The sequence below is a fragment of the Enterobacter sp. CPE_E863 genome (assembly GCF_046521465.1).
Lineage (GTDB): Bacteria > Pseudomonadota > Gammaproteobacteria > Enterobacterales > Enterobacteriaceae > Enterobacter > Enterobacter adelaidei.
The window spans coordinates 596689-613276 of the sequence record NZ_JBKFZX010000001.1 but is presented as its reverse complement, the minus strand read 5'-3'; the positions used below and the strand labels follow the sequence as shown (position 1 = coordinate 613276).

Here is a 16588-nt window from a genome sequence, read left to right as displayed (position 1 = left end):
CAACCTTGCTGGCTTGTGTACCAGCGGTACTGCTCAGACTAAATGGTTTCATAATTTGCTCTTATTATTGGATACAGGGAACGTTACGTACTCAGTATTAATCTACGCACCACGCTCTGCAACCGGTTACTGTAACCGGTTTCTGTGATTGTGAAGATGATCCAGAAATCAGCTATATGGGGTATTTGTTACTTAAGAGATATTTACAGAGCATAAATTCTTATGACAGATTACGCAGGATATTTGTCAGGAGGAAACAATGAGTTTGCAGTCTGTACAGCAGTTTTTTGCCGACAACGCTCCGGATATAGACGTTATTGAATTGAGTCAGAGTACCGCTACCGTTGCACTCGCTGCAGCCGCCCATCGCGTTGAGCCGGGACAAATTGCTAAAACCCTGTCATTGAAGGTGAAAAACGAGGTGATTCTGGTGGTAGCGAAAGGCGATGCGCGCCTGGATAACAAAAAGCTAAAAGACACCTTTGGTGCAAAAGCACGCATGCTCAGCAGTGATGAAGTAGTGACCATAACAGGTCATCCTGTTGGTGGTGTTTGTCCGTTCGGGCTGGAAAACCCGCTTGCGGTTTACTGCGATATTTCCTTAAAGCAGTACGCTGAAGTACTCCCTGCCGCTGGCGCGATCCACAGTGCCGTACGTATTTCACCTGACAGGATGGCAGAGCTAACATCTGCAAAATGGGTTGATGTATGCATCTGATTGATGCGCCAGAGAGTATCTGGCGCACAAGGCAGGTTATAAAAATGTGGGTTTGCTGAGTGCAGGATTAAGCGGTTCTCGTGCCGGGAGATGCGTAAGAATATCCGCTGCATCAAGCAGCCCTACGTCAGAACTCACTCCCAACTTCACCATCGCATTAAACTTATGTGCCCGGATAGTTTTAATATTGCGTTCAAGCTGTGCGGCGATTTCGGGAATGGAATACCCGCAAGACATATAACGCAAAATGGCCCGCTCCGTGGGGCTTAACATCCTGTTTTGACTCCGATACCAGTGGTTCAGCATATTGTCATTGATGCGCAGCGTTTCACCCAACAACACCACGAGCTCCTTCTGCAAGTGCTCAAGTGTTAATGATTTACTGACCACTCCGTGAAGACGTGAAGGTGATAGATGGCTAATTAACCGTGCTTCCATCTCATCAGACGTCAGAATAATGCGTTGAATATGGCTATGGGTAAATGCGAGATCCCGCACGTGCGCCAGGCAATTACGACGCTCTTCTCGCGCATCGGAAAGTGAATAGATCAGCGAAAAAAAATTGGTCTGATGAAGTGCCTTCTTAAAGTCCTCAAATCCACTAAATAAGTGCAACTGATAATGGTTAAGGGTGGGCATAGCAAAAAGATGCTGTAGCCCAACAGCACTCATTGAACAATTTTCGATAATGGCGATGTGTCTTGTTGAATCGGTTTTTTCCATTCCTCGAACTCTCCATAGGCTGAGATTAAACTCAGCTCTCTCATTCCCTGTGTACTACTGATCCAGGCATACATATCGGCGTTAGACCGCAACGACAGCCGTCGCATCGCACTGTTTTTCTGCGCACTTATCGTTTTATTGCTCTTCTTGAGCAAGGTGGCAATTTGATTAATCCCCCATCCCTTACCTAACAAACGTAATACTTTGCGTTCAGAGTGCGTGAGCGCAATAACGTGTTCATCTTCAACACTCTGAGGTTCTGGTATTAATAACGTCTGGCTTATCCGTTCAGCACGCTCACTCCCGGCCCGGATGGCATTAATCACGCCGTCGATGGGTTCCATATCGGATAGCAGCGTGCTTTCTGGTCGCATGAGCAACTCAACCGCTATCGGGTACAGCGGTCGGGAGACTAAGAAGATCCAGTGTATTTCACGGTATTGGTTCAATAAGCTGTAGTACTCTTCGAGCGAGCCCCGGGGGTTTCTGTATTCGCCTGAAATATCGGCAATTATTACATCTGCACTGCGTAACTGAAGCAGCGTTAGCTCCTGCAGTGAGCGGCAAAAGGTCAATTCAAAATCGGGGAAGTGACGTGCCATAACGCCTGCAAACCCTTTTTGCATCACGGGTATCCGGCTTATGACTACGCAATGTTTACCATGTAATGACAACATAGACCCTCCGTGTCCATTTTTCATTTGATGAGTAACGTTAATACGCATCAACGTAATAAGTATTTTCGTCCCTGAGTGTAAAACAGATTAATACAAGCAGAAGATGAGATATGTTTCTGATTTAAGAAATGCCTAAAACAGAGATAATATCTCATAAAGTGCAAGAAAATTTAATTACGGACTCATTAAAATATCGACAATATAAATTTAGAATAACTAAATACAAATATTTTATGTTACCGCATTAATAATTCACCATTGTTATGAATTAAAGCGAAAACCCTTTCACAATACAGGTTGCAACTGTTTGCATAAATCTTGATCTGACCCACAGCAAGGGGGACCGCACTTTGTGTTAAAAGTAAGCATCACGGGCCAAACCGCTAACATCCATTTTCTCTTCAGGACAATACATGCAGGCAGATCGGTCAACGCAGCGTGCTATCACGCGGCTATGTATTCAGTGCGGTCTTTTTCTGCTCCAGCACGGTGCGGAAAGCGCGCTGGTTGAGGAACTCTCAACACGGCTGGGGCTGGCGTTAGGTATGGATAGCGTTGAAAGCGCGATCTCTTCAAACGCCATTGTGCTGACCACGATCAAAGATGGTCAATGCCTGACCTCCACCCGCAAAAACCACGACCGCGGTATTAACATGCACGTCGTCACCGAAGTGCAACATATCGTCATTCTTGCTGAGCATAAGCTGCTCGACCACAATGAGATTGAAAAAAAATTCAACCAAATAAAGCCATTGCGTTACCCACGCTGGCTCGTTGTGCTCATGGTTGGGCTGTCGTGCGCCTGTTTTTGTAAGCTCAATAAAGGCGGCTGGGACGGCGCAATCATTACATTTTTCGCCAGCAGCATCGCGATGTATGTCCGCCAGTTACTGACACACCGGCAAATGCACCCACAAATCAATTTCTGTATTACCGCTTTTGTCGCCACCACGGTGTCTGGTTTACTGCTGCGCCTGCCGCAGTTTGTTAACACCCCCACTGTTGCCATGGCCGCCAGTGTGCTTCTGCTGGTCCCGGGGTTCCCGTTGATTAACGCTGTCGCCGATATGTTTAAAGGGCACATCAATACCGGTCTGGCACGTTGGGCTATCGCCAGCCTGCTGACGCTGGCGACCTGTATTGGCGTCGTCATGGCCATGACTCTCTGGGGGTTACGCGGATGGGCGTGATAGATTTTCTGCTGGCACTGGCACAGGACATGCTTCTGTCCGCCATTCCTGCCGTTGGCTTTGCGATGGTCTTTAATGTTCCGCAACGCGCTCTCCCGTGGTGTGCCCTGCTGGGTGCGATTGGTCATGGGTCACGGATGGTCATGATGACGGCAGGTTTTAACATCGAATGGTCGACATTTATGGCGTCTATGCTGGTCGGTAGCATAGGCATTCAGTGGTCGCGCTGGTATCTGGCGCATCCCAAAGTGTTCACCGTTGCCGCCGTTATCCCGATGTTCCCGGGCATATCTGCCTACACGGCGATGATTTCCGCAGTAAAAATCAGCCATTTTGGCTACACCGAGCCACAGATGATCCTCCTTCTGAGCAACTTCCTTAAGGCCTCTTCCATTGTCGGAGCACTCTCTATCGGGCTGTCGATCCCGGGACTGTGGCTGTACCGCAAACGCCCACGCGTTTGATATTTGTGTTATTTCGCTGCCATGGGGATAATCGTCCAGGTCCGTTTGGTGAAAATAAGGAAAGATTGTGGCTAACCCAGGCAGCGAACACCCCGCACACAATGAAGAATCCAGCCTGAAAGAGAAAATTTTTCAGAGCGCGATCGCGCTTTTCGCCGAATATGGTTTGAACGGTGCCCGCATGGAGCAAATTGCGGAGAAAGCAGGCACGACCAAGCGCATGGTGGTTTACCATTTCAAGAACAAAGAAAACCTCTACCTTCTCGTCCTGGAGCATGTTTACACCCAAATCCGCGCCAGTGAGAAAGCGCTGAGCCTGGCGGGAATGCCACCGGTAGAAGCGCTGGTCAACCTGGTTGAAGCTACCTTTGACTATCATGCCGATCACCCGGATTACATCCGCATTATCTGCATGGAAAACATGCAGCGTGGTCGCTTTATGCAGCAGTCGAGCTATCTGCGCCAGGTCAACCGTAGCGCGCTCGATCTGCTGGAAGCGATCCTGGACCGGGGTAAAGAAAAGCAGCTATTCAACCAGACAGTTGACGCCCGCGATCTCCACCGTCTGATAAGCAGTTTCAGCTTTCACTACGTCGCCAACAGCTACACCTTCACATTGCTGTTTGAAGATGGGGCGGATGAACAGGCTCAGCGCGAGCACTACCGCAAAATGGCCGTTCAGGTGGCACTCCGCTATACCTGCCCATAAAATTGCTTGCAATTAGATAGCGCACTATCTATATTCACTCCATGAACACGAAAACGAACGACACCACCGCTGCGCTCCTGCTGGATAACCAGCTCTGCTTTGCTCTCTATTCGGCAAATCTGGCGCTTAACAAGCTGTACCGGCAACTGCTGGCGCCGCTGAACCTGACTTACCCGCAATACCTGGTGATGCTGGTGCTCTGGGAGCAGGACGACATGACGGTGTCGGACATTGGTGAGCGGCTGTTCCTTGACTCTGCCACCCTGACACCGCTGTTAAAACGTCTGGAAAGCGCCGGGCTGATAAAACGCCAGCGCTCGCGTAAAGACGAACGTCAGGTGGCCGTCACGCTGAGCGACGAGGGACGTGCACTGCAGCAGCAGGCACTAAATATCCCCCATGCGATGGGTTGCGCAGCGCAATGTGATACTGACACGATGCTGGCGCTGAAGCAGCAGCTTGAACTTTTGCGACACCAGTTACACCACGCGTAAGGCTATACTTTACGCGTATTTATTTAAACACATATATCGCACGCTATTTAATAGCGCACTTAAATATAAAATGAGGAACCTGCCATGTCTTTAGAAAAAGTCGTTTATACCGCCAAAGCAAAAGCAACCGGAGGCCGTGACGGTCGAGCCACCTCTTCTGATGGCGTCCTGGACGTGAAACTGGGCGTGCCAAAAGAGATGGGTGGCATGGGGGGAGAAGTGACGAACCCTGAGCAGCTGTTTGCTGCCGGCTACTCTGCCTGCTTCCTGGGCGCGATGAAGTTTGTCGCCGCACGCGACAAATTTACCCTGCCAAAAGAGGCCTTTATTGAAGGCGAAGTGGGTATTGGTCCGCTGCCAACCGGCTTTGGTATCGAAGCAAAACTGAACATCCATGTTGAAGGCATGGATCCTGCGGAAGCCAAAAAGCTGGTCGATGCCGCCCACATCGTTTGCCCGTACTCTAACGCGACCCGCGGCAACATCGACGTGACCCTGAATATCATCGCATGATAAATGCCTGATGGCGCTGCGCTTATCAGGTCTACGGTTGTAGCCCTATAAGCGCATCGCCACCGGGGAAATCCCCTCCATCCCCTCATCCTCTCTGTGCTACCATAAGCTCATATCACGCCCGTAGTCATCAGTAGAGTAAGCGTTATGTCCTCCAGAATTCTGACCACCAGCATTGCTGGCATTGATGCCTTTATGCGCGACCCACGCGGTGTGTTGACCCACGCCGAAGGCGGCACGGTTGCGGTTTTTGCCGACAATGCGCCGGCATTTTACGCAATCACACCGGAACGTCTGGCACAGCTCCTGGAGATCGAAGCGCAATTATCACGCCCGGCGAGCGATATCATGCTGGATAACCAGTTTTTTGATGAGCCGGTTAACGCCCCGATGAACGTTCCGATGGGAAAATTTGCCCTCTATGCGGGCTGGCAACCTGATGCCGATTTTCAGCGGCAGGCCGCGCTGTGGGGGATTGCGTTAACACAACCCGCCACCGCTGAAGAGCTGGCCGCGTTTACGGCCTGGTGGCAGGCAGAAGGTAAAGTCTTCACCCATATTCAGTGGCAGCAAAAGCTCGCGCGCCATCTTCAAATCACCCGCGCCAGCAATAATGGCCAGCCAAAACGCGATATCAACGCGTTTTCAGAACCGGATAAACAGATCCCTAACGGATTCCGAGGTGCGAAATGAAGAACGTCGGCGACCTGATGAAACGTCTGCAAAAAATGATGCCTGCCAACGTGAAGCCCGCTTTCACCACGGGTGAAGAACTGCTGGCGTGGCAAAAAGAGCAAGGAGAGATCCGCGCCGCCGCGCTCGCCCGTGAAAATCGGGCGATGAAAATGCAGCGCACCTTTAACCGTTCAGGTATTCGTCCCCTGCATCAGAACTGCTCATTTGATAATTATAAAGTTGAGACCAACGGGCAGATGAACGCGCTTGCCGCCGCCCGTCAGTATGTGGATGAATTCGATGGTAATATTGCCAGCTTCATCTTTAGCGGCAAACCTGGCACCGGAAAAAATCACCTCGCTGCCGCTATCTGCAACGAACTGCTCCTGCGCGGGAAATCGGTGCTCATCATCACCGTGGCCGATATCATGTCTGCGATGAAAGACACCTTCAGCAACCGCGAAACCAGCGAAGAACAACTCCTGAACGACCTGAGTAACGTCGATTTACTGGTCATCGACGAGATTGGCGTGCAGACGGAATCCCGTTATGAAAAGGTGATCATTAACCAGATTGTCGACCGCCGTTCCTCGTCCAAACGACCTACCGGTATGCTGACAAACCACAATATCGACGAGATGACCCGCTTACTGGGTGAGCGCGTTATGGATCGCATGAAGCTGGGTAACAGCCTGTATGTCATCTTCGACTGGGAAAGTTACCGTAGCCGCGTCACCGGAAAAGAGTATTAAGATAGTTCCAGGAATCTATGGTGAGAAGGCGGTATATACTGGAATCACTTCCGGCCCAAAACGGACCTTTTTGAGAAATTTACGATGAAAAAACAGATTATTATCAGCACGCTGTTAGGCACCCTGTTGGTTACCGGCGCAGTGCAAGCGGCGTCCTGGCAGGATTCTCTGTCAAGCGCAGCAAACGAACTGACCAAAGAGAGCAGCAGCACTCAGGGCGGGCTGTCCGCATCTTCTCTCACCAGCCTGCTGGGTAACAGCTCCCAGAGCCTGAGTGCGGGTACAATGAACAACGCGGCGGGCATTCTGGAATATTGCGCGAAGCAAAAGCTGGCCTCCGTGACCGACGCGCAAAATGTCAAAAACCAGGTGCTGGGCAAGCTGGGTCTGGATACCCAGGAGCAGAAAGCGGATACCAACTACATGGACGGTATTCAGGGTCTGCTTAACGCGAAAAACGGCCAGCAGCTTAACCTGAGCACCATCGGCAACTCTTCTCTGGCCAAACAGGTGAAAACCAAAGCCTGCGATCTGGTGCTGAAACAAGGCGTTAATTTCATCTCCTGATCCATCCCATTTTCTGCCACAACACGCCGCGTTTAATGCGATAGTCTTGCAACGCGGCGCTAAATGAGCGTTTTCCCTGCCTGCCACCGTCTCAGCGTCCGTTTGTCAGGATGCGAGCACCTTCAAAAAAACGGTTTTCTAAACCAAATCCTAATAACAGCACACTTTCATGACACTAGAATTGCAGCTAAACGACATCGCAATTACATTGTAGTACCTAAAAATAAACAGTTAGCCAGCGAAGCATCTGGCGTCATGAGGATATGCTGTTGTCTGAATTCATGTCTCTTATCCTTTTTCTGGCTTCTGTCGGCGTTTACGCCTGGAAAGCTGGCCGTCACACCTGGTGGTTTATCGCCACGCTGGTGGTGCTCGGCATTTTTATTATTTTAAACATTACCTTATACGCCAGCGATTACTTTACCGGTGACGGTATTAACGATGCGGTGCTCTACACCCTGACGAACAGCCTGACGGGCGCAGGCGTAGGTAAGTATATTCTTCCTGGGCTGGGCCTGGTTGTGGCGCTGGTGGTCGTTTTTGGCACACTGGCCTGGGTACTGCGGCGACGTCGCCATCATCCGCACCATCATGGTTACAGCCTGCTGGCGCTTTTCCTGGCACTGGCCTCAGTCGACGCCAGTCCCGCATTCCATCAGATCGCCGAGCTGGTAAAGTCCCAGTCGCGCGACGGCGATCCGGATTTCGTGGCCTACTACAAAGAGCCGTCGAAAACGATCGCCAGCCCGAAACTCAACCTGGTCTATATCTACGGCGAAAGCCTGGAGCGCACGTACTTTGATAACGACGCGTTCCCGAACCTGACACCAGAGCTGGGCGCGTTGAAAAACGAAGGTCTTGATTTCAGCCACACCATGCAGCTGCCCGGCACGGATTACACTATCGCCGGAATGGTTGCCTCCCAGTGTGGTATCCCGCTGTTTGCACCTTTTGAAGGGAACGCCTCAGCCTCGATGTCGACATTCTTCCCGCAGAATGTTTGCCTGGGCGATATTCTGAAAAACTCCGGCTATGAAAACTATTTTGTCCAGGGGGCGAACCTGCGCTTTGCCGGAAAAGATGTGTTCCTGAAGTCCCACGGTTTTGACCACCTGTATGGCTCAGAGGAGTTAAAAACGACAGTTGCCGATCCAAACTACCGTAACGACTGGGGCTTCTACGACGATACGGTGCTGGACGAAACCTGGAAGAAATTCGAAGAACTTTCCCGCTCGGGTAAGCGCTTCTCCCTTTTTGCTCTGACCGTGGATACGCACCACCCGGACGGGTTCGTCTCACGTACCTGTAAACGCAGAAGCTATGATGTCGGCGGCAAAAACAACAAATCTTTCAGCGCCGTCACCTGTAGCCAGGAGCATATCGCCGCACTGGTCGAGAAAATCAAAGCTTCACCGTATTTTAAAAATACCGTCATCGTCGTTTCGTCTGACCATCTGGCGATGAAAAACAGCGCATGGGATCAACTCAACAAGCAGGATCGCAGCAATCTGTTCTTCGTACTTCGCGGCGACCAGCCGCAACAGGAAGTGATTGCCACCAAACGTAACTCAATGGATAACGGCGCGACCGTGCTGGACATTCTGGGCGGAGACAACTTTATTGGTCTGGGCCGCAGCACGTTGTCGGGGCAATCTCTCTCTGAAGTCTTCCTCAACATGAAGGAAAAAATCCTCGCGTGGAAGCCAGACATCATCCGCCTGTGGAACTTCCCGAAAGAGATGAAAGATTTCACCATCGATCAAAATAAAAACACGATTGCCTTCTCGGGCAGCAGCTTCCGCCTGCCGCTGCTGGTGCGCGTGTCGGACAATCGCGTCGAACCGCTGCCGGAAAGTGAGTATTCCGCCCCACTGCGTTTCCAGCTGGCTGACTTTGCCCCTCGCGATAACTTCGTCTGGGTCGACAAATGTTACAAAATGGGCCAACTCTGGTCACAGCCGCTGGCGCTTTCTACCGACTGGTGTGTTTCTCAGGGCCAGCTTGGCGGGGAGCAAACCGTGCAGCATGTGGATAAAGCCCAGTGGAAAGGCAAAACCGCGTTTAAAGATACGGTGATTGATACCGCACGCTACCAGCACAACGTCGACATGCTGAAAATCGTCGATAACGATATTCGCTACAAGGCGGACAGCTTTATCTTTAACGTGGCCGGCGCGCCGGAAGAGGTGAAACAGTTTAGCGGCATCTCACGTCCGGAGTCCTGGGGACGCTGGTCAAATGCGCAGTTGGGCAACGAGGTGAAAATTGAGTACACCCATCCCCTGCCAGAACAATTTGACCTGGTGATCACGGCCAGGGCGTATGGCTCCAATGCAAATAAGCCCGTGCCCGTGCGCGTGGGCGATCAAGAGCAGATGCTAACGCTTGGAAACGAAGTGACCACTCACACGCTTCATTTTGAGAATCCATCCCGCAGCAATACCCTGGTGATTGTGCCGCCAGACCCGCAGTCCACGAATGACGGGAATATCCTCGGCCATTCACCGCGTCAGCTGGGGGTAGGTATGGTCGAAATTAAAATTGTGAGTAATGCAGGCTAATGACCGTCCCCCTTAACATAACCGTTCGGCCAACTCGCTGTGACGACGTTTACGCCCTGCCCGCCATTGAACGCGCGGCGGGGGAACGTTTTCGACGCTATCCGGAGCTCGCCTGGCTTGCCGAGGGTGAGGTCATTTCCGCTGAGCAGCATCTTGAGTATGCCGAACGCGGGCAAAGCTGGCTGGCGCTGGCGAATGACCGCCCCGTGGGGTTTATCCTCACCGAAGCACACTCTTCATCGCTGTTTATCGTGGAGCTTTCGGTTGATCTGGACTGGCAGGGAAAAGGGATTGGCCGACAGCTCATCGCCTGTGTGGCTGACCATGCCCGTAAGCTAGGGCTAACGTCGCTGACGTTAACGACGTTCCGGGACGTCCCGTGGAATGCGCCGTTCTATGCGCGGTTGGGATTTGAACAAATTGCTGAGCTAACGCCAGAACTGCGTCAGAAAAGAGAGGATGAAGCGGCGCATGGCTTAGCGTATGAATCCCGCTGTGCCATGCGCCTGTCACTTAATTAGAACGTTTCCCAGTTATCGCCTGAATCGGCAGTCGCGGTTTTACGCGCCATCACCGGCGTGGAAACCGCTTTAGCCGCAGCGAACTCGCGCGCTTTCATCTGCTCCTGCTGAATGCGGAACACCGCCACAGCCTGAGTCAGACGGCTCGCCTGCTCTTCCAGCGCGGCCGCGGCCGCAGCAGACTCTTCCACCAGCGAGGCGTTCTGCTGGGTCACACGATCCATCTCTGCGACTGCCAGACCCACCTGGTCAATACCGCGGCTCTGCTCGTCTGACGCAGAGGCGATTTCACCCATAATGTCGGTAACGCGAGTGACTGCATTAACGATCTCGCCCATGGTTTCACCGGCGCTTTCTACCAGGGTAGAGCCCACTTCCACACGGCCAACAGAGTCTTCAATCAGGCTCTTAATTTCACGTGCCGCCTGGGCGCTGCGCTGCGCCAGGTTACGAACTTCACCTGCCACCACCGCAAAGCCACGGCCCTGCTCGCCCGCACGCGCCGCTTCTACCGCCGCGTTCAGTGCCAGAATGTTGGTCTGGAAAGCAATGCCGTCAATTACGCTGATAATGTCGGCAATTTTCTGCGAACTTCCGGCGATGTCACGCATGGTTTGCACCACGTTATCCACCACTTTACCGCCTTTCTGCGCCGTTTCAGACGCACTTAGCGCCAGATGGCTTGCCTGACGGGCGTTTTCGGCGTTCTGCTTAACGGTTGCCGTCAGCTGTTCCATACTGGCAGCGGTCTCTTCCAGAGAAGCCGCCTGCTGCTCGGTACGGGAGGAGAGATCGTTGTTGCCCATCGCGATTTCGCTCGCACCGCTGTAAATGGCGTTCGCGCCATTACGCACGTCGCCAACGGTACGCACCAGCTCACCCTGCATATGACGCAGTGAATCGGCCAGTTCGCCCATCTCGTTGGAGCCTTCCACATCAATGCGCTTCACCAGGTCGCCGCTGGCGATATGGCGAATGCTGTCGATGAGACGGTTCAACGGAGAGATCAGCGCCTGTTTGATACCCAGCCAGACGGCGACAATCACCACCAGAACGGCAACCAATACGCTAATCAGCACCCAGATAGCCTGAGAGTAAGAGCTGTTGCTGTCCTCAACGGCGGTCTTGTACAGCTTGTCGTTCTGCTGCAGGTAGTTTACGTACTGCTTCTCAAAACCGTCCTGATAGCTCTGAGTCGGCTGGTCAAAGAAGGCGTTGATTTTACCTGCGCCCAGCAGCTGAATCAGCTCCGCCAGCGCACCGTGATAGATATCGTAGTTACGTTTGATTTCCATCGCGTCTGCATCACTTTGACGCGAGTCGCGCGGCAGGGCTTCATAGTCAGCCCAGTTTTTTTCCGCCTGTTTCAGAGACGCAGACGCGATTTGCATCAAATCGTTAACGGTCGCGCCGCTGCCGATATTGCTCTGATCCATCATATAGCGGATGCCCGCACGGTTCAGGGTATTACGGGTTTGCAGCAACGCCACCCAGCTGCCGTTCAGCGTGGATTGTTGCTGGCGAATGGTTTGCAGGACGGTGAAGTTCTCTTTGTCATTCTTCAGAGCGTTAAAGAAAAGACCACCGGATGTGAGTTGTAAAAGGCCAAATATCGCTAAAACCAGCATTAGGCTGGTGACAATCTTGATACGGTTTAACATGTTTTCTCTTTCCTTCAGACAGATAACAGAATTTTCGGTCTGGAAAGGGAAAACTTTACGAAAAACGTACTGAGAAGAGGGACTATTTCCCTCCTCTTGTGTTGATGATCACGATGATGATTTCAGCAGCTCAGATATGTCATTGAAAAGTGTGAGGGTTATCTCCAGGCCATTACGGTTTGCGCGCTCACGAGATTGATAGCGGCGCTCTCCCGGCAATCGGGCCCCCTGCTGCGTCATCCCGCTGAAGAGTGTCTCGGCGCGGGCCAGATGGGCCGCGGCGTCATTCCCCAAAAAACGCGTCGGGTCGAGCGCCAGAATCAGTTCACCGCCGTAAGGCAGGCCGCCTGCGCCCTCATCCCACGCCAGCGATTCCGCACTGGTCATATCACCGATCAGCGGCCCGGCAAGCAGCTCCACCATCGCCGCCAGCACCGATCCTTTATGTCCACCGAAGGTCAACATCGCGCCGTCGAGAATAGCCTGTGCATCGGTCGTCGGTTTGCCCTGAGCATCGATCCCCCATCCTTCCGGCACGGGTTTACCCGCGCGCTGATGCAGCTGGATTTCACCCCGCGCCGCCGCGCTGGTGGCCATATCAAAAATAAACGGCGGCTTATCGCCGCGTGGCCAGCCAAAAGCAATCGGGTTCGTGCCAAACAGCGGTTGCGTGCCGCCCGCAGGGGCGACCCACGCATGGCTCGGCGTGGTCGCCAGCGCCACCAGGCCGGCCTCCGTCAGCGGTTCAACGTCCGCAAACAGGGCAGAAAAGTGCACGCAGCGGTTAATCGCCAGCGCGGCGATACCACCGTGTCGCGCCTTTTCTATCAGCAGCGGCAGCGCACGTTCGAACGCCAGCAGGGAAAATGCCCCACCAGCGTCCGCTTTCACGATGGCGGGTGCGATATCGGCGATCGCCGGCTCTGCGTCTGGTGACACCTTCCCTTTACGCAGCGTTTCGACAATACCCAGCAACCGCCACAAACCGTGCGAGGCGCAGCCATCGCGCTCGCCGTGGGTGACGTTTTTCGCCACCGCGGCGGCGTGCGCCTCGCTGAATCCGTTCCCGCGCAGCACGTTAAATGCCAGCGCATAAGCCTCTGTTAACGAGAGGTTTACCATCTCCATGACCCACTCCTCTACTCTTCTTCGTCTCCGGTAAAGTTAGCCTGTGGCAGACAGGTTCGCTCGCCCCAGTAGTAAATGCCCAGCGACATCACCGCCACCACCACCGTATCCCACGGATGACCAATCACCCCTGTGCCGCCAAAACTGCCCAGCCACGAGAACAGCATAATCAGCGCGTAGAAAGCGATGAGCCACAGGGACGATTTCACCTGCTGCGCCAGACTCACGGTGTGGACAGGCACTTTTGCTTTGCACAGCACGTAGACCACGAACATCACAATCTGCAACCCCAGCAGCCATGACAGCGTCCCCCAGCCAGACCAGAAGACAATCAGGGCTGAAATCACAAACGACACCGGGCCGATAATCCCGAAGGCACGCACGCGGAACGGGCGCGGCAGATCGGGCGCATTACGGCGCAGCCCCGCCGCCGTGACAGGGGCAATGGCATAGCTCAACACCAGCGCCGCCGACACCACGCTAATCAACTGCTCCCAGGACGGGAACGGTAGCGTCCAGAAGATAGACATGGCGAAGGTCAGCCACAGCGCCGGACGCGGAATGCCGGACTCTTTATCAATGTGGGTAAACGCCTTAAAGAACGTCCCCGCTTTCGCCCAGCCGTAAATCACGCGCGGCGTCGCGTTCATATAGATATTGCCGGTGCCGCTCGGGGAGACAATCGCATCGCACACCACCATAAATGCCAGCCAGCCCATACCGAGCGTAATGGCGATATCGCGATAAGGCAGCGAGAACTGTTTGCTGATCTCCGCCCAGCCGCTGCCGAGCATCCCGGTTGGAATACTGCCAAGAAACGCCAGTTGCAGCAGCACATAGATAATCGTCGACAGCACCACCGATAAAATCAGCGCAACCGGGATGGTCCGCTGCGGATTTTGTACTTCGCTCGCCACAGAGATAATCGGTGTCAGCCCCAGGTAGGCAAAAATAATCCCCCCGGCGCTGATCGCCGCCTCAACGCCTGACATACCAAACGGCGCAATCCCCTGAACGTGCAGGTTTTCAGGTTTGAAAAAGGTAAACAGGGTGACGACAACCGCCAGCGGCACCAGAAACTTCAGAATACTGATGATGTTGTTGGAGCGTGCGAACGTTTTTACGCTGTAGTAGTTCAGGCCAAAGAAGAAACAGAGCAGTAAAAACTGCACCACCCAGCCCAGCAGGGTCGGATCGCTTGAGCCTGGCTGCGTTAGCATCGGGAACCAGGCGGCCGCGTACTGGCGCGCGGCAACAATCTCAATGGAGATCAGGCTTGAGAACGCAATCAGCGTAATAAAGCCCAGCAGATACCCCATCAGCTCGCCGTGGGAAAACACCGGATAGCGGATGATCCCCCCGGCGCGCGGCAGCGCCGCCCCCAGTTCACAATAGACAATCCCCAGCAGCAGCACGGCAATCCCGCCGATAACCCACGAGGCAATGCCCGCAGGCCCGGCAATCGAGGCCACATGGCTTGCGGCAAACAGCCAGCCGGAGCCGAAGATAGCCCCAAGACCAATAAACGTCAGGTCGGTTAACGTGAGCTGCTTTTTAAATTTCCCTGACTCAACAACGCGGGACGATGTTTGATGCGTAGAGTGAATCGTCATGGTCATGCCCTTCAGTCAACAGAGGGGGAAATGGCTTCCCGGGTCCACTGCCCGTTAATCAGGCGCAGCAGGTTCAGAGGGTTAGCATCCTGGACAGCAGGCGGCAGCAGTGCAGCGGGCACATTCTGCAGGCACACCGGACGCATAAAACGTTCGATGGAGCGGGTTCCGACGGAGGTCCCGCGTGAATCGGTGGTGGCAGGCCACGGGCCGCCGTGCACCATCGCATCGCACACTTCCACGCCGGTCGGATATCCGTTAAACAGCACGCGCCCGGCCTTTTCGCTCAGGGCTGGCAGCAGGCGTTGTGCCAGCGGGCCGTCATCGGATTCGGCGTGCACCGTTGCCGTCAACTGCCCCTGGATGGCACGCAGAACAGCCTGCATTTCAGCCTCGTCAGCCACCTCAACCAGCACCGCCAGCGGACCAAACACCTCATGCTGCAACAGAGGCTCCTGCGCCAGCAGCAGCGAAACCGGGGCCTGATACAGGCGAGCCTGCGCGCGTCCGCTAACAGAATCATCAGAGCCTGCCAGCCGCTGAATCGCGGGATGCGCCTCAAACGCACTGACGCCTTCTTCGTAGTGGGCAAGGGTCGGGGCATTGAGCATGGTCTGTGCCGGAGCCTGATCCACCGCCTCCTTCAGCGCCTGCGTGAAGCGGGTCATGCCTTCGCCACGCAAGGCCAGGATCAGCCCGGGCTTGGTACAAAACTGCCCGCTGCCGAGGGTAAAAGAGGCCACCAGTTCCTTCGCCAGCTCCTCTGCCCGGGTGGCTAACGCCTGTGGCAGGATAATCAGCGGGTTAATGGCTGACATCTCCGCAAAGACCGGGATCGGCTGCGGACGCTGCTGCGCAAGCAGCCAGAGCGCCTTACCGCCGCGCAAAGAACCGGTAAACCCGACCGCCTGGATCGCCGGGTGACGCACCAGCTCTGCGCCAATGTCGGTGCCGAAAATCATGTTAAAAACGCCCGCAGGAAGGGCGACTTTCTCCACCGCACGCACAATGGCCTGAGCGGTGAGTTCTGCCGTTGCCATATGCCCCGGATGAGCCTTCACCACCACCGGGCAGCCCGCCGCCAGCGCAGAGGCGGTATCGCCCCCTGCGGTGGAGAAAGCCAGCGGGAAATTGCTGGCACCGAATACTGCCACCGGGCCCAGCGCCGTCAGATACTGGCGCAGATCCGGGCGCGGCAGCGGCTGGCGCGCAGGGAGTGCGGTATCAATGCGCACGCCGAAGGCATCACCCCGACGCAGCACGCCAGCGAACATACGCAGCTGATTGCTGGTCCGGGCACGCTCTCCCTGCAAGCGCGGCAGCGGCAGCGCCGTCTCCTGATGGGCTATCGCGAAAAATTCATCGCCGAGTAAATCCAGCTCGTCGGCGAGAGTTTCGAGAAAGCGGGCTCGTACCTCGGGTGACGTCTGTGAATAGATCGGAAATGCCTGTTCTGCCGCCAGCGCCGCGGCGGCGGCCTCCTCGCGGGAGGCCGGGTAAAAGCGGTATCCGGTGGGTTCACCGTCAGCGGCACGCAGGCCCGGCAGCGTCGCCTCACCGCTTGCCACGCGGCGGCCGGCGATAAACTGCTGGCCTGAAACAGAGAGAGATAAAGTCATCGT

General features: G+C 54.4%; 17 protein-coding genes. 11 read left to right on the top strand and 6 right to left on the bottom strand.

Annotated features, from left to right (window positions below; all coding sequences use genetic code 11):
• The first annotated feature begins 259 nt into the window (after positions 1-259).
• A complete protein-coding gene (locus tag ACLHV8_RS02885; protein ID WP_008502085.1) occupies positions 260-718 on the top strand; it encodes a YbaK/EbsC family protein in 459 nt (152 codons plus the stop codon).
• Positions 719-754: 36 nt separating this feature from the next.
• Here the strand turns inward: ACLHV8_RS02885 and bglJ are convergent, their stop codons facing one another.
• Together bglJ and ACLHV8_RS02875 are read right to left on the bottom strand one after the other, a co-directional pair.
• Positions 755-1390: a DNA-binding transcriptional activator BglJ gene (gene bglJ / locus ACLHV8_RS02880; RefSeq protein ID WP_208594052.1), complete on the bottom strand. Its 636-nt coding sequence runs from the start codon at positions 1388-1390 to the stop codon at positions 755-757.
• Complete coding sequence (locus tag ACLHV8_RS02875; protein ID WP_028016581.1) at positions 1387-2118, bottom strand: helix-turn-helix transcriptional regulator; 732 nt, start codon at positions 2116-2118, stop codon at positions 1387-1389. The genes bglJ and ACLHV8_RS02875 overlap by 4 nt, the downstream gene beginning before the upstream one ends.
• A 413-nt stretch (positions 2119-2531) precedes the next feature.
• Here ACLHV8_RS02875 and ACLHV8_RS02870 point away from each other — a divergent pair, with 413 nt between their 5' ends.
• The 10 genes from ACLHV8_RS02870 (at position 2532) to ACLHV8_RS02825 (ending at position 10564) form a co-directional block, all read left to right on the top strand.
• Positions 2532-3308, top strand: a complete 777-nt coding sequence (locus ACLHV8_RS02870) for a threonine/serine exporter ThrE family protein (RefSeq protein ID WP_028016580.1) — start codon at positions 2532-2534, stop codon at positions 3306-3308.
• The gene (locus ACLHV8_RS02865) at positions 3299-3772 is read left to right on the top strand and encodes a threonine/serine exporter (RefSeq protein WP_028016579.1); all 474 of its coding nucleotides are present in this window, start codon (positions 3299-3301) and stop codon (positions 3770-3772) included. Before ACLHV8_RS02870 ends, ACLHV8_RS02865 begins: the two co-directional genes overlap by 10 nt.
• A gap of 67 nt (positions 3773-3839) precedes the next feature.
• A complete protein-coding gene (locus ACLHV8_RS02860; protein ID WP_208594016.1) occupies positions 3840-4481 on the top strand; it encodes a TetR family transcriptional regulator in 642 nt (213 codons plus the stop codon).
• Between the two features lie 41 nt (positions 4482-4522).
• On the top strand, positions 4523-4975 hold the full coding sequence (locus ACLHV8_RS02855; RefSeq protein WP_208594017.1) for a MarR family winged helix-turn-helix transcriptional regulator: 453 nt from the start codon (positions 4523-4525) through the stop codon (positions 4973-4975).
• An 84-nt stretch (positions 4976-5059) separates the two neighbouring features.
• A complete protein-coding gene (locus tag ACLHV8_RS02850) occupies positions 5060-5488 on the top strand; it encodes an organic hydroperoxide resistance protein (RefSeq protein ID WP_013095463.1) in 429 nt (142 codons plus the stop codon).
• A gap of 147 nt (positions 5489-5635) precedes the next feature.
• A complete protein-coding gene (gene dnaT, locus ACLHV8_RS02845; RefSeq protein WP_208594018.1) occupies positions 5636-6181 on the top strand; it encodes a primosomal protein DnaT in 546 nt (181 codons plus the stop codon).
• Entirely contained in the window at positions 6178-6915 is a 738-nt protein-coding gene (gene dnaC, locus ACLHV8_RS02840) for a DNA replication protein DnaC (protein WP_023334409.1), read from the top strand. The genes dnaT and dnaC overlap by 4 nt, the downstream gene beginning before the upstream one ends.
• A gap of 84 nt (positions 6916-6999) precedes the next feature.
• The gene (locus tag ACLHV8_RS02835; protein WP_049007398.1) at positions 7000-7482 is read left to right on the top strand and encodes a DUF2501 domain-containing protein; all 483 of its coding nucleotides are present in this window, start codon (positions 7000-7002) and stop codon (positions 7480-7482) included.
• A 269-nt stretch (positions 7483-7751) separates the two neighbouring features.
• Complete coding sequence (opgB, locus tag ACLHV8_RS02830) at positions 7752-10043, top strand: phosphatidylglycerol--membrane-oligosaccharide glycerophosphotransferase (RefSeq protein WP_208594019.1); 2292 nt, start codon at positions 7752-7754, stop codon at positions 10041-10043.
• Positions 10043-10564, top strand: coding sequence for a GNAT family N-acetyltransferase (locus ACLHV8_RS02825; RefSeq protein WP_208594020.1), 522 nt, complete (start codon positions 10043-10045; stop codon positions 10562-10564). Before opgB ends, ACLHV8_RS02825 begins: the two co-directional genes overlap by 1 nt.
• Here the strand turns inward: ACLHV8_RS02825 and tsr are convergent.
• From tsr to ACLHV8_RS02805, 4 genes are all read right to left on the bottom strand, one after another.
• On the bottom strand, positions 10561-12225 hold the full coding sequence (gene tsr / locus ACLHV8_RS02820) for a methyl-accepting chemotaxis protein (RefSeq protein WP_028016572.1): 1665 nt from the start codon (positions 12223-12225) through the stop codon (positions 10561-10563). The genes ACLHV8_RS02825 and tsr overlap by 4 nt on opposite strands.
• Positions 12226-12333: 108 nt before the next feature.
• The gene (locus ACLHV8_RS02815) at positions 12334-13353 is read right to left on the bottom strand and encodes an Ldh family oxidoreductase (RefSeq protein ID WP_134708256.1); all 1020 of its coding nucleotides are present in this window, start codon (positions 13351-13353) and stop codon (positions 12334-12336) included.
• Between the two features lie 11 nt (positions 13354-13364).
• Positions 13365-14966: an APC family permease gene (locus tag ACLHV8_RS02810; RefSeq protein WP_208594022.1), complete on the bottom strand. Its 1602-nt coding sequence runs from the start codon at positions 14964-14966 to the stop codon at positions 13365-13367.
• Between the two features lie 11 nt (positions 14967-14977).
• Complete coding sequence (locus ACLHV8_RS02805) at positions 14978-16585, bottom strand: aldehyde dehydrogenase (NADP(+)) (RefSeq protein ID WP_208594023.1); 1608 nt, start codon at positions 16583-16585, stop codon at positions 14978-14980.
• Between the last annotated feature and the right edge of the window lie 3 nt (positions 16586-16588).